The organism is Desulforegulaceae bacterium (assembly GCA_034006035.1).
Taxonomy (GTDB): Bacteria; Desulfobacterota; Desulfobacteria; order Desulfobacterales; family JACKCP01; genus JACKCP01.
Window position 1 is genome coordinate 47,088 of record JAVETN010000002.1, and the last position, 14,376, is coordinate 61,463.

General features: G+C 36.9%; 14 protein-coding genes. All 14 read right to left on the reverse strand.

Translation table 11 applies throughout. The annotated features are described in order from the left end of the window. Positions 1–14: 14 nt before the first annotated feature. The gene (locus RBR53_02165) at positions 15–818 is read right to left on the reverse strand and encodes an SAM-dependent chlorinase/fluorinase (GenBank protein MDY0131450.1); all 804 of its coding nucleotides are present in this window, start codon (positions 816–818) and stop codon (positions 15–17) included. Next, on the reverse strand, positions 811–1,854 hold the full coding sequence (ruvB, locus tag RBR53_02170; protein ID MDY0131451.1) for a Holliday junction branch migration DNA helicase RuvB: 1,044 nt from the start codon (positions 1,852–1,854) through the stop codon (positions 811–813). The genes RBR53_02165 and ruvB overlap by 8 nt, the downstream gene beginning before the upstream one ends. Next, entirely contained in the window at positions 1,851–2,486 is a 636-nt protein-coding gene (gene ruvA, locus RBR53_02175; protein ID MDY0131452.1) for a Holliday junction branch migration protein RuvA, read from the reverse strand. Before ruvA ends, ruvB begins: the two co-directional genes overlap by 4 nt. 3 nt (positions 2,487–2,489) lie before the next feature. Continuing rightward, positions 2,490–2,975: a crossover junction endodeoxyribonuclease RuvC gene (locus RBR53_02180; GenBank protein ID MDY0131453.1), complete on the reverse strand. Its 486-nt coding sequence runs from the start codon at positions 2,973–2,975 to the stop codon at positions 2,490–2,492. 6 nt (positions 2,976–2,981) lie between these two features. Then, entirely contained in the window at positions 2,982–3,830 is an 849-nt protein-coding gene (gene ybgF / locus RBR53_02185; protein MDY0131454.1) for a tol-pal system protein YbgF, read from the reverse strand. Between the two features lie 175 nt (positions 3,831–4,005). Next, positions 4,006–4,602, reverse strand: a complete 597-nt coding sequence (gene pal / locus RBR53_02190; protein ID MDY0131455.1) for a peptidoglycan-associated lipoprotein Pal — start codon at positions 4,600–4,602, stop codon at positions 4,006–4,008. A 25-nt stretch (positions 4,603–4,627) separates the two neighbouring features. Continuing rightward, positions 4,628–5,935, reverse strand: a complete 1,308-nt coding sequence (locus tag RBR53_02195) for a Tol-Pal system beta propeller repeat protein TolB (GenBank protein ID MDY0131456.1) — start codon at positions 5,933–5,935, stop codon at positions 4,628–4,630. A gap of 5 nt (positions 5,936–5,940) precedes the next feature. After that, entirely contained in the window at positions 5,941–6,882 is a 942-nt protein-coding gene (locus tag RBR53_02200) for a TonB family protein (protein MDY0131457.1), read from the reverse strand. A gap of 9 nt (positions 6,883–6,891) precedes the next feature. Continuing rightward, positions 6,892–7,305 carry an ExbD/TolR family protein gene (locus tag RBR53_02205; protein ID MDY0131458.1) on the reverse strand — a complete coding sequence of 138 codons (414 nt, stop codon included), beginning with the start codon at positions 7,303–7,305 and terminating at the stop codon, positions 6,892–6,894. Then, a complete protein-coding gene (gene tolQ / locus RBR53_02210) occupies positions 7,306–8,010 on the reverse strand; it encodes a protein TolQ (protein ID MDY0131459.1) in 705 nt (234 codons plus the stop codon). A 186-nt stretch (positions 8,011–8,196) separates the two neighbouring features. Continuing rightward, positions 8,197–9,156 carry an electron transfer flavoprotein subunit alpha/FixB family protein gene (locus RBR53_02215; protein ID MDY0131460.1) on the reverse strand — a complete coding sequence of 320 codons (960 nt, stop codon included), beginning with the start codon at positions 9,154–9,156 and terminating at the stop codon, positions 8,197–8,199. A gap of 2 nt (positions 9,157–9,158) precedes the next feature. Beyond that, a complete protein-coding gene (locus RBR53_02220) occupies positions 9,159–9,938 on the reverse strand; it encodes an electron transfer flavoprotein subunit beta/FixA family protein (GenBank protein MDY0131461.1) in 780 nt (259 codons plus the stop codon). A 107-nt stretch (positions 9,939–10,045) separates the two neighbouring features. After that, the gene (locus RBR53_02225) at positions 10,046–12,115 is read right to left on the reverse strand and encodes a (Fe-S)-binding protein (GenBank protein ID MDY0131462.1); all 2,070 of its coding nucleotides are present in this window, start codon (positions 12,113–12,115) and stop codon (positions 10,046–10,048) included. 188 nt (positions 12,116–12,303) lie between these two features. Further along, positions 12,304–14,109 carry an acyl-CoA dehydrogenase gene (locus RBR53_02230; GenBank protein ID MDY0131463.1) on the reverse strand — a complete coding sequence of 602 codons (1,806 nt, stop codon included), beginning with the start codon at positions 14,107–14,109 and terminating at the stop codon, positions 12,304–12,306. Positions 14,110–14,376: the final 267 nt, after the last annotated feature.

The window sequence follows — 14,376 nt, forward strand, 5'->3', positions numbered from 1 at the left end:
TGGTTTTTAACCAGCTATTTTTTATAAAAAACTGATTTAAGAAAAACTTTATCCTTTACTTTATTTCCCAGTTTTTTCTCAGCACTTTTATTTACACAGGCAATTTCCAAAAAATCACTGCTGTTCCACAAGGTAATCAATTTACCTTCAGCCGATGAAGAATAAGTGTAAACAATACTTCCAAGTTTTTGCTCCCCCAAATACACCCTAGTATCTTCAAAAGATCTAAAAGCCCTTAAAGCACAGTTTTTTGAAATATTTGTTATAAGATTACCGTATTTGTCTATATTTACAATTTCACCTGAGATTAAATCCTCCCCTGATTTTGGAGCCGGATAAAAATCTTTTAAAACAATATTTTCTGGAACTGCTTTTTCAAGAAAAGAAAGATTCGTTCCTTTTTCAGCAAGAGCAGCACCAAGAGGAGCAAAAATATCCCTTCCATCAAAAGTAGCCTTGGAAATAAAATGTTTTTTGGAGGCGAAATATAATTCTTGAATTCCATGTTTTTTAACCAAATCAGAAACAACTCCATTATCAGGAGCTGTGATTATCCTGTTTAAAGATTTTAAAACAAGGATTTTTCTTTCAGAACCAACTCCAGGGTCAACTACACAGATAAAAACACTGCCTTCAGGATACCAGCTTATTATAGAATTTAAAAATCTGGATGCTTCAGCAATATTGCCTGATGAAATTTCATGGGTAGCGTCAATTATATTGAATTTTTTATTTATTGATAAAAGAACCCCTTTAACAACTGCACTATAGGGATCTTTGGTGCCGAAATCTGTTACAAGAACTAATGGATTAATCATCATCCTTTTCAATGCCCAAATGATAATAGGAAAGGGAAGAAGCCTTCCTTCCGCTGGATGTTCTTAAAACAAACCCTTCCTTTAAAAGGTAAGGCTCAACCACATCAACAAGAGTATCTGTTTCTTCCTGAAGAGCCGCTGCTATGGCTTCAATGCCTGCCGGACCTCCATTGTAAAAATCAATCAAAGTCCTTAAGTACTTTCTGTCCAGCCCTGTAAGTCCCATTGAGTCTATGCCTTCTAAATTCAATGCTTTTTCAACCACCTGAGCAGACAAAACCCCGTCTCCCTTGACAGAAGCATAATCCCTTACCCTTCTTAAAAGACGATTGGCAATTCTTGGAGTTCCCCTGGAACGCATCGCAAGAATTTTTCCTGAATCATTATAAATTTCCTCTCCAAGTATTTTTGCAGATCTTTTTATAATTACAAGAAGATCGTCAGTATTGTAAAAATCAAGTGCCTTGAATATCCCAAATCTATCCCTTAAAGGGGCTGATAAAAGACCTGGCCTTGTTGTTGCACCTATGAGAGTGAATCTATTGAGTCTGAACCTGTGGGTTCTTGCATGAATGCCTTTATCTAAAACAAAATCTATGGCAAAATCTTCCATGGCAGAATAAAGAAGTTCTTCAATAATTTTTGGAAGCCTGTGAATCTCATCTATAAACAAGATATCCCCATCATTAAGATTAGTTAAAATACCTACCAGATCCCCCCCTTTTTCAAGCGAAGGCCCAGATGTCATTAAAAAATTAACATTGAGTTCATTGGCAATTATTGAGGCAAGAGTGGTTTTCCCAAGTCCAGGAGGACCATGAAGAAGGATATGTTCAATAGGCTCATTTCTTTTTCTACTTGCCATTATGGCAATTTCAAGTGTTTTTACAGTGTTTTCCTGACCTATATATTCTTTTAGAGATTTTGGCCTCAAATCTCCTGCATCCGGAAGAAAATCGTATCTATTTTCTTCTGGTGACAAAAGCTCATCGGCGTCTGCAGTTTTTTCAAAAAATTTGAGTCCTTCACTTGTCATTTTTTATTTCCCCTGCCGTCTTTTTTATAGATTTCCTCAATCAATTCCTCAAACTCAACTGCTTTTGGGTTTCTTTTCATAGCATCTTTTATAAGTTTTTCAGCATCTCTAGGGTGATGTCCTAACTGCCCGACCATAACGGATCTTACAGCCTCAATCAAATCATTTGGCCCTGATGAAATTTTTTGTTTGCCTTTTATCTTTAATTCCTGAATTTCTGCTTCTTCAAACTTGCCTTTCAAGGTTGCAATTATTTTTGCAGCAGTTCTTTTTCCAATTCCTTTAAGAGAAATTAAAATTTTATGATCTTCTGTTTCTATGGCGGCTATAATTTCTTCAACTGGTATGGTTAAAGCCTTTACTGCCTTAACAACCCCTATATCTTCAACAGTGATAAATTTTTTAAAAAAACTTTTATCCTTTTCATTTTCAAATCCAATCAAAACCGGAACAGGCTGCCTTTCTGTCTGATGATAATAAATAAAAAGGGAAACAAAGTCTTTTTTTTTATATTTTTTAAACGATTTTGCTGTTATTTCGGGAAGAAGAATTTCATAACCAATATTATTAACTAAAAGAATAAGCCCTTCATCCGAATTTCTGAAAACCTCTCCTTCAATATATGCAATCACTATTCAATTTCCTCTCGTAAGCCCTATAATTGCAAGCGCAAGTGCATCTGATGCATGATAGGGCTTTATTTTTTCAAAATGCTCAAGTCTTTGTCTTACTGCCTTTTCAAGCTGCTCCTTTGAACAGCTGCCACTTCCTGTTAATATTTGTTTGGCCAGTCTTACCTGAATTTCCAAAACACCAAGACCATGGATTGAGGATGCAAGACTAACAACTCCACAGACCTTGCCAAGAATTATTCCGGATTTAGGAAACCGGGGAAGGGAAAACACATCTTCAATTATTATAATTGATGGTTTTTCTTTTTCTAAAATGTCAGAAATTTCTTTATAAATTTTATAAAGTCTGAGCTGTTGGGACAATTTACTTGAAGTTTCAATGCACCCGAATCCATAAGAAACAATTTTGTCTTTGTTTCCTTTAACAATTCCAATTCCAGTAGATGCAAGGCCGGGATCAATACCGATAATTTTGCGGTAATCTGTCATTATATATTAAAAACTTTTAAGTTTTTTCTTTGCTATATGAGCTTCATTGCTAAGGGGAAATTTTAAGATAAGTTTTTCAAAAACTATTTTAGCATTATCTTTGCTGTCAATTTTATAAAAAGCAAGGCCCTGTTTTAAATATGCTGAAGGAACCTTATTCCCTGAAGGATATTTTTCTATGACATTTTGATATTCAATAATTGCTCTTTTATAATCAGCTTTTTTATAGTAAATTTCTCCAAGCCAAAACAATGAATTGTCTGCCATTGATGATTTTGGGAAGTTTTTCTCATGATAGATGAAAAGAATTTTGGCCTTATTGTAATTTTGTAAATCAAACTCTTTTTTCCCTTGTTCATAAATTTCTTCTTCACTTGCTTTTTCAAGCACAAACAAGTCTGAATCAACTTGTTTATCGTCATCTGCCAGATTTTCATTGCTGCTCTTCCAAACTTCCTTGTTATTGTTTTTATCAAAATCCAGGTAGTTTTCCACCGAGGAAACCCTTTGCTCAAGGGCAAAAAATCTTTTTTCAATGGTTTCCAGCTTGGATAAAAACAAATCTAACCTGTAAAAAATCTTTTCAATTTCTCCATTAAGTTCAGAAACTTTATTTTTCAACTCGGTTTTTTCTGCGATTAAATTTGCATACCCGCTTCTTAAGTTTTTTTCAAGGTCTTGGTTTTTCTTTTCAAAGTCATCTAAAAAATCAGTTACAGAACTGAGATTTGAACCAAAACTTTGTTGCTCTTCTTCAATGAGATTTACTTTTTTGGACAAACCTTCAAACTGCTGATCTGTTACACAGCCGCTGAAAAAGACAGTAAATAAAATAACAAAGACTATTTTTTTCATTTTAATGCCCCATGTCTAAGATTCCGGCTATTGTAGTTGTTAACACGAGAAGATAGTCTCCAGTTAGTAAAGCCGCAGTTATGTTTAAACTGCGGCAAAACATTCTAGAGCCAGGGAATCAATTGTTTTTTTATCCCTTTTTTAAATCAAAGCAAAATTTTAACTGAAAAGTAATTTAGATTCCAGACTCAATTACAAACTCAGCTCTTCTGTTTTTTGACCATACATCTTCACCTGAACCTTGAACAGCTGGTCTTTCTTCTCCATATGAAATAGTTGAAATTCTTGAGCCATCTACTCCAAGAGCAACTAAATAAGTCTTAACACTTTCAGCCCTTCTTTCTCCAAGAGCAAGGTTATACTGAGTAGTTCCTCTTTCATCACAATGCCCTTCCAAAATTATTTTGACATCTTTATTTTCTAAAAGCCATGCTGCTTTTTCTTCAAGTATAGCTCTTGCTTTGCTAGTAATTTCTGAGCTGTCAAAACCAAAATAAACGTTTACATCGCTAAATTTCCTCAAAGCCTCTTTTTTCTGTTTTTCTTCTTTTTTCTGCTGCTCAAGCTTTTGCTGACGCTTAAGTTCTTCAGCTTTTAATCTTTCTTCTTTAGCTTTTTTCTCTTCTTCAGCTTTTTGCTTGTCTTCCTCTGAAATCTGCTGTTCCTGACTCATTCCTTCATCAATATCAACTTGTTTTGATGCACATCCCAAACCTAACCCAAAAAAACAAATCAATATAAAAACAGTTAATCTTGAAAAATATTTATTCATTACCAAATCTCCCTTAATTATTTTGTCAATGTGACCAGGCCGGCTCACTTTGATTTCCGGCCATATTACTAATAAGTTGTCTTTGATCTTCACCAGATCGGGTCATTACAAACAATTTCTTTCCTTTGTTGCGACTACTTGAAAAAACTATCAAAGAGCCGTCCGGTGACCAAGAAGGATCTTCATTATCTCCAGAGTGAGATGTAATCATTTTAAGCCCTGAACCATCAGGCCTTATTGTATAAATATTTATCCCATCTTCTTTGGTCATTCCTACAAAAGCCAAATATTCTCCAGTTGGAGACCAGGAAGGTGAAGTATTGTAATTGCCCTCAAAAGTAAGCCGTTTTACACTATTGTCCAAAAAACTTTTAATGTATATCTGAGGACTACCACCCCTTCCCGAAACAAAGGCCATTTTATTTCCGTCTGGTGAAAATGCTGGAGATACGTCAATACCGTAGCCTTTAACTGCCGTACTTAAAATTTCCCCACTTGGAGATATTATATAGATATCAGGATCTCCGTCAATGCTAAAAACTGCTGCAAGACTAAACTTCCCGGGAATCCAGCTAGGTGTAATACTAAGTCTTCCTTTGGAGACTATATAATTTTTTTTCCCTTTAAGAGATTTAATAAAAATCTCAGGAATATCGCGCTTGTAACTTGTATAAGCCAGATAACTATTATCATAGGACCAGGAAGGAGATATGTTTATACTTTTATTATTGGTAATTTCTTTTATATTTGTACCGTCAAAATCACAGATATACAATTCTTTATTCCCTGTTTTATTAGATACAAAGGCAATCTGGCTTTCAAACAAACCTGTGTTTTTAAACAGCTTTTCCATCACCTCTGAAGCAAACCTTTTAAGCATTTTTTTGTAGTCATCTGCCTTGCCAGTATAACGTTTACCTACTAGAAGCTCTTGTTTGAAGACATCAAAAAGCCTGATTTCCATTTCAAGGAATCCAGTATTTTTATCATAAAAAACCCCTGAACTTACCAAAAGTTCATAGCCCTTATTTTTCCAGCCCGAAAAATCAATTTTTGTCCCTACAATTTCTTTGATTTTAACACTTGAGTCTGAAACCCTGAAATAGGAAGTAAAATTCAATAAATAACCAAGATAATTACTTCCCTTATCTAAAATTTCATTGATTTTTTCATTTTCTTCCAAAGCAACAAATTCAGGTACAGCTATGGGAATTTTATTGGTAAAAGGATTGTTTATATCAATAAATTTCAAACTCCTGTATTCGTCTGAAAAGCCGGATAAAGGTAAAGATACCAACAAAAAAACAAAACAAATCAAACGCCTAATATTCATAAAAATCACCTCAAACCTTCAGGGGTAAACCTAAGGCCTACCATAACTGATTTTTCTTCCAGCCCTTCTGGGTGAGGAGGAAGAGGTTCTGCTTTTTTAACAGCTCTATAAACAGAATTGTCCAAATATTCATTCCCTGATTTCCTGTCAAACCAGATATTTTGAATTTTACCATCAGGAAGCACTGTGAAAACAATAGAGGTCTCCAGCACACCATCTGCATTAAAAAAATCATTGGGTAAAGCCCATTGTCTTTCAACCTCATATGCAATTCTATATCTGTATATATCTATTTTTTCCGATTTTTCTGCCCCTTTTTCAAGATCAGAAAACATAGAGTCTGATTTTTGATCTTTTCCCTGGTTCTGGGAACTTATCGCTTTTTTAAATGATTTTATATCCTCTAAAACTTTATCAGTAGAATCTGTATCACTTTTTTCTATTTCTTTTTTGAGTTGAGCAATCTCTTTTGTTAATTTATTTTTTGCCAAATCCTTGTTTTTCTCAAGGTTTTTCTTTTGAGAAGCTATAACTTCCTTTACTTCTTTTTTGGGCAGCTTCTTTTTAGCTCCTGAAAAAACCGGCTTTTTATCTTCTATCTCTGGAATTTTATCAGCTTTTACCGGCTCAATATCTTCTATCTCTGGGATTTTATCAACTTTTGCCGGCTCAATATCTTCTATCTCTGGGATTTTATCAACTTTTGCCGGCTCGATGTCTAAATTCTTTCCTGACGCTTTTACTGGTGCCACTTCCTTTTTATCAAATTCTGCTTCAGATGAATAAACAACACTGACATTCAAAGAATTTTTTTGATAATCAAAGTCAGATTTTCCAAATTTTAAATTAATCAATCCCATGGAAAAAATAAGACAATGAAAAACAATAGAAAAAATTACAAAAACAAATAATCCAGGCTCATTTGGCCTGTTATTTTCTCTATCCACAGCCAAAACCTAATCCTTTGAAACCGGAACTGTTATCATTCCAACATTTTCTATTCCTGCAGATTTGATTTCAGACATTGCAGCCACTACATTCCCATACAATGTGCTTTTATCACCTTTTATGAATACCTCAGGAGGAGTTTTCTCAGACTTAAGCTTGTTCTTTAAAAAATCGGAAAGATAATCAACTCCAATTTTTTCGTCGTTAAAAAAATAATCACCTTCTTTTGTTATGGTTATAACCCATTTAACAGACTCACCTGCAATACTCCCTGAGCCTGACTCGGGAAGTTCCACATTTTCTCCCTGAATCATCATTGGGGCTGTAACCATAAAAATAATAAGTAGAACAAGCATAACATCAACAAAGGGAGTTACATTTATTTCTGATATATATTTGTTTTTGTTTGATAAAAAGCCCATTTAATTATTTCCAGATCTAAAAACTTCATATTCGATTAAATTTAAAAAATCTGCTGAAAAAGACTCTAAAGAGGTGTTTAATGAATCAAGCTTATTTGAAAAATAATTAAAAGCTATAACAGAAGGTATGGCAACTCCAAGCCCAAAAGCTGTTGCAACAAGAGCTTCAGAAATTCCAGGAGCTACAACAGCAAGGCTTACACTTTTAGACATCCCTATCCCGTGAAATGAGTCCATAATTCCCCACACAGTTCCAAAAAGCCCAATAAAAGGAGCTGTGTTTCCTACAGTGGCAAGAAAAGGAACCGTTTTAACAAGCCTTTTCATTTCCTCTGAAACTCCATTTTTAAGCTTTCTTCGAATAGTCACTGCTGCCCTGGAGCTGTCTCTTGAAATCTTGCCGCCTGGATGAACCCCTGTAATATTATCAAAGCGCCTAAGCTCAGAATATCCTATTCGAAAAACTCTTGCCACAGGAGTATTACTTAAATTTTTTGTATTTGAATAAGCCTCAGAAATGTTTTTAGATTTCCAGAAAGTCTGACCAAAAGTTTCGGTTTCTTTTTCTGCTTTTCTCATGGAAAAAAATTTAAGAAAAATTATTGCCCAGGAAGTTATTGAAAAAAACAAAAGAATCAGAAGTACGAGTTTCACCACCAATCCTGCAGATGAAACTATTGAAAAAACACTGAAGGAATGTCCCATAATTCACCGATTATAAGTTGTTTAACTCTGTATATTTTTATAAAGGAAAAGAAATAAGTCAATTAATTTTAATCTAAAGTCAATTTTTATGGAACTGACAATCTGACTAACTACTTAATCTTGCCGGCAATCCAAAAAAAAAGCCGGCCATGAATCATGACCGGCCAAAATCTTAAGTATTAAGAATTAAAGATCTTTAATTTTTTCTGTAAGAGCTGGGATAAAATCAAGAATATCTGCTTCAATACCATAATCTGCTACCTGAAAAATTGGAGCATTCGGGTTTTTGTTAACAGCTATTAGAACACCGCCCTTAATACCGCCCAAGTGCTGGAAGGAGCCACTGATTCCAAGAGCAAGATAAACATTTGGCTTCACACTTAAACCAGAGGTACCAACCTGACGTGAATGCTCAAGCCATTTTGCGTCAACTATAGGGCGTGAACATGCTACTTCAGCCTTTGAACCGATTGCCTCTTTAAGTTCCATGGCAAGTTCGATATTGTCTTCATCTTCAATACCACGACCAACTGAAACAAGAACTTCAGCTGTGGTAATATCAACTTCGCCAGCTTCAAGAGCAACAACCTCAAGAAACTTACGCTTAGCAGACAAATCTCCTGCATCAGCTGATTTATCAACAACTGCACCACCAACTCCTCCAGCCGCAGCCTCTACTGAACCAGGACGAAGAGTGATAACTGCACCATTTGCAATATCAGCGTTTACATGAGCACTGATACTTCCGCCAAGCTCAGTTCTAACAACTTTAAGAGTAGAACCGTCAACCCCGTCAATTCCTGTAACGTCAGCAAGAAATGCTGAATCTGTTACTATGGAAAGTCCTGGAGCCAAATCCATTGCAAAAGTAGTATGGGACATAAGAATAACTGCATCTGCAGGAACAATAGCTGCAACAGCTTTTCTTACAACTTCAGCATTTGGATATGCAAGAGCATCATTGTCAACTTTATAAACTTCATTAAAAAATTCACCAGCAGCAGAGGCTGCAGCATCAATGCCTGAGCCTGTTACTATAGCAGTTACAGAATCAGCTCCCATTGCTTTTGCAGCAGCAACAAGTTCACCTGCTGTATCTTCAATTACGCCATCAGCGTGCTGTACATATGCGAAAAATTGTGCCATTATTATAGCCCTCCATTTGCTCTTAGGATTTCAATGAGTTTATCAATGATTTCATCATCGCTACCCTCAAGCATCTCAGCGCCTTCACCAGATTCAGGAACAAAATAATCCTGACGCTTAACTATTGCGCCTTCCTCACCTACGGCAGACTCGTCAATACCAAGAGCTGCTGCGTCAAACGTTGGAATTTCAACACCGGAAACCTGCTTGATACCTCTAATACCGACATATCTAGGCTCATTGATACCTGTCTGAATTGAAAGAACGCATGGTAGTTCTATTTCGTTCAGTTCTGTGTTTCCGCCTTCAATTTCACGGCCTACAGTAAGCTTTCCTTCTCCAACTTCAATCTTGTTAACAAGAGAAGCATATGGGTAGTCAAGCATTGCAGCAAGCATACCGCCTACAGCACCATAACCTGCGTCAGCCTGGGCACCTGTAAGAATAAGGTCATACTTGCCCTTTTCAACAGCAGCCTTAAGAATTGAAGCAACACCTCTTGCATCTGACTTCTCAAAAGCTTCATCTTCAAGATGAATTGCACTTCCAGCACCCATTGCCATTTCACGGCGAAGCACTTCGTCAGCATCTTCGTCACCAACTGTAATAACAGTAACGTTTCCGCCAACTTTGTCAGCTATCTGAATAGCTTCTTCAACGGCATAGTTATCCCACTCGTTTACAACATATGTAAGTTCGTCGTAATCAAGATCGTTGCCGTCTAGTTCGATTTCTTCTTCCCCTACATCAGGGACATTTTTTACACAAACTAAAATTTCCATCAAATCCTCCCAAAAAAGAATATTAATTTTGGAGTATAGCCATAACCTTAAAAATTTAAGGCAAGTGACATTGTCAAACTGCCGGGAAAATCCCGGCAGAGTTTTATTTAAGCAAGATGTCTGTCTATAAGTTCAACAAAATCTATAGCTACCATTTTATCTTCCATGTTGGCAACCTTAATTCCGTCTTCCATATTTACCATACAGAAAGGACATGCTGTAACCATAACATTTGCACCAGCTTTTGCAGCCATTCTTACTCTAAGAACACCCATTCTTTCTTCTTCTTCTGGCTCATAGAAAAGCATCAGCCCTCCACCTGAACAGCAAAAAGACCTGTCACGGCTCCTAAGCATTTCCGAAAGCTTCAGGTTGGGTATTGCCATAAGAGCTTCTCTTGGTGCCTCGTAAATATCATTATGACGACCAAGATAGCATGGATCATGATAGGTGTAAATATTTGAAGCGTCCTCAACCGGATTAAGCCTGAGAGCACCTGTTTTAATGCTTCTTGCAACAACTTCCACAATATGCTCAATTGGAATGCCAAGATCTGGATAATCATTTTTCAAAGCATTATAAGCATGTGGGTCAGAAGTAACAATTCTCTTTGCTCCAGACTCCTTGATCATCTCTATGTTATGATCTCTTAGCTCTTTATACAGGAGTTCTTCTCCAAATCTTAAAACTTCGTTACCTGAATCCTTTTCTTTTGCTCCAAGAACACCGAAATCTATGCCAGCCTTCCTAAGTATATTAACAGTGGCCTTTGTTATTTCAATCATTCTGTCATCATAGGAAGAAATAGAGTCAACAAAGAAAAGTGTGTCTGCTGTTGTTTCTCCGTCAAGAACCTTAATGGCTTCTTCTTCGGCATAATCCTTCATCCAGCCGCCACGCTTCTTAGGTGATTTACCCCAGGCATTACCTCTGCTAGTAAGCTGCTGAAGCGGTTTTTGAAGAGTCTGGGGAACGTCACCATTATCAACCAACCCTCTTCTCATATCAACAATTTTATCGATATATTCTATTCCAATGGGGCATTCTTCTTCACATGCACCACAGGTTGTACATGACCAGATTTCGTCTGCATCAAAAATATCGCCTACAACATCACCTGATTTTGTTATATCCCCGGATAAAGGATAATGCTTGAATATTGCATCACGACCCCTGATTGTTATAAATCTTGGGGAAAGTGCACGTCCTACTGTTGCTGCAGGGCAATTATCCGAACATCTTCCACAGTCTGCGCATGTATAAAAATCAAGAATATGCTTCCATGTAAAGTCTTCAAGCTTTTTAACACCTATTGAGTCAAGATTTTCAGTTTCTTCATCTGTAAGTCCGTATACAGGGGGCTTGATATTACCCTTTCTAAGACGCATGAAAAAAACATTAAAAATAGATGTAATAACATGGAAATGCTTTCCAAGAGGAAGAAAGCAAAGAAAGAAAAAGAATGTGAAGTCATGGACATAGTATGCTGACAAATGAATTGCCTGAAGCTTTTCAACAGGGGTGTCCATAAAAATATTTTTAAAAAACCATGCAAGAGTTGCTGGTGCAACAAAGTGAGCTTCGCCAGTTGCGTGAGTGGCTGCAACTAATAGTGAGGCATCAAACATACTCTCAGAAATCATCAGTGTACAAATAATCATAAGAACAAAAACAGCTTCTGCATTATGATTTTTACCAAATCTCTCTGGCACTTCATAACGCTCGGGCCTGAAGATTCCTCTTCTAACTGCTGCCATAACACAAGCAAAGAACACAAATGTTGCAGCATAGTCCTTGATTGTGTTGTAGATAATTCCGCCAATCTGATTATCAGCAAGCCCTGGAAGAGCAAAGTCAGGAACCACACCAATAATTACCAAAAGCGAAGACCTTAGCGCCAATGCTAAGAAACCAAAGAAAATGACAATATGTAAAACCCCTGCCATCATATAACGGGGTTGTCTCCACTGAAGAAGCCAGATTTTAAGAACCATGAAGACTCTTTGTGGAATATTATCCATTCTTTCATCGTTGCGGGCTCTAACAAGAGGCGCAACCCTTTTTGCCATGATGTATACCCAAAGTCCGACTCCCACAAGTGGTATAGCTATTGAAAGCAGCACAAGTGGTATTCCGAAAAATGAGTAGTGAGCAGGAGCTACTATAATTGGGTTCATAACAGCCTTTCCTTCCCCCTTCTTTAAAAGTTAAAATTTATATAAATTATTTGTATTTCTTAATTTTTCTGAGGATCGTTCATTTCTTTAATAAAGTTATGCCTGATCAGTCAAGGAAAAAAAACTTTGCTTCATAAAAACGATTGCCCGCATATAATGGAGCAGAGAAAACTCTGCTCCGAAAAAAATCAGGAAACAAATGATGCTTCTTCAATCTCAATTGCAGCTGAATCATTATCCAATATAGCCTGCATCTTACCCATGGTAACAGGAAGAACAGAGTTGATAAAATACTGAGCTGACTTAATGAGACCATTGTAGAAAATATCTTCTTTTTTCTTTTTTCCAAGCTTCTGCTGTGCAATTGTTGCTCTCCACAAAAGCATCCATGCAGAACAAACGTCTCCGGTAACTTCCATAAACGGATGTGCCTGTGCAAAAGCAGTTTTCACTTTATCGCTCATAGCAGTTTTTCCAAGATGCATTGCAACTTCACCAAGCTTATTGAGCACAGCCTCTACTCTTTCAGCAAGATCTGATACCCCTTCAACCTTCTTGGCCTCGCCTATTGTTTTGGAAATCTGGGCTGAAAGATCCATGAAAAGCTTTCCTTTTTTCATACCAAGCTTACGCCCAAGAAGGTCCATTGCCTGAATACCGTTTGTTCCTTCATAAATCAAGGTGATACGGCAATCTCTTAAAAGCTGTGCCTGGGGATACTCTTCAATAAATCCGTATCCTCCGTAAACCTGCATTCCATGGGAGCAGATTTCAAAGGCTTTGTCTGTTACATATCCCTTCCCAATTGGAGTAAGGATTTCTGCAAGGCCTTCCCACATCATTTTATCATCTTCATTATCAGTAGTTTCTGCTTTATCATAGCACATTGCCAGATAATAAAGAATACTTCTCATTGCCTCAACATAAGACTTCATTATAAGAAGCTGACGCCTTACATCAGGATGGTTTATAATTGTAACTCCGCCTGCTTTTGGATTGGTAAGATCAGCACCCTGAACTCTATCCTTGGCATAGTTTACAGCATTGAGATAAGATGCTGAAGCACAGGCAAATCCCTGTAGACCAACAAGCTGTCTTGCTTCATTCATCATAAGGAACATATGGCTCATACCTTTGTTTTCTTCGCCAAGAAGAGTTCCTATACAATCGTCTTTTTCACCAAGTGCAAGTGTACATGTACAGTTGCCATGGATACCCATTTTGTGTTCAATACCTGTACAGGTAACATCGTTGAATTCGCCAACTGAACCATCTTCATTGACCCTGAATTTTGGAACAAGAAAAAGTGAAATACCTCTTGTTCCGGCAGGAGCACCTTCAATCCTTGCAAGCACAGGATGAATTATATTATCTGACAATTGAGTCTGCTCACCGCCTGAAATAAATATTTTCTGACCTTTAATCTTATAAGTGCCGTCACCCTGGGGAATTGCAACCGTTTCCAGAGCACCAACATCTGAGCCGGCTGCAGGCTCTGTAAGAAGCATGGTTCCGCACCATTCTCCAGTGTATACTTTTTTAAGATAGATAGCCTTTTGCTCTTCTGTACCAAAAACTTCAATAAGCTTTCCACACCCATGGGTTAGCCCTGGATACATCATAAGCGGATAGTTTGCTCCATTAAAATACTCACTTGCAGCAAGAGCTACTGATTTCGGCATTCCCTGACCACCCCACTCTGGATCTTCAGTCATGGCTGTCCACTCACCGTCTTTAAGAAGATCGTAAACTCTTACAAAAGACTCAGGAATTTTTACAACCCCATTTCCTTCAAAAGTACAGCCAACCTCGTCACCATCCTTAAAAGTAGGATAAATTTCATCAATAGCAAGCTTTCTTGCTTCTCTGATTATCATATCTATAGTTTTTTTATTAAATGCGGCAAACTTTTCAAACTTGCTGAATTCGCCAACTTCAAGCTGTTCATGCAAAACGAATTCCACATCTCTTTTTTCTGAAATTACCTGTGCCATAAACCTCTCCTAAATTAATATTAATTATTTATTCAAACCTGAACAAGTCTAGTTTTGACCTAACACACCCAAAAACAAAAGCAAATTACTCCATCTACAAATCCAGCACTGGCAGCTGGTTTTGAAACAATAAAGTTTGTAACAGCTAATTCGACAAAAACCTTAGATTGCTAAGTTAAGAATTTTGAAATATTTGCTTTCTTTGCCTTGAAAATACAAATTCCTCAACCTTGATATTTTTAACTTAAATCCCACAAAAACTTATAC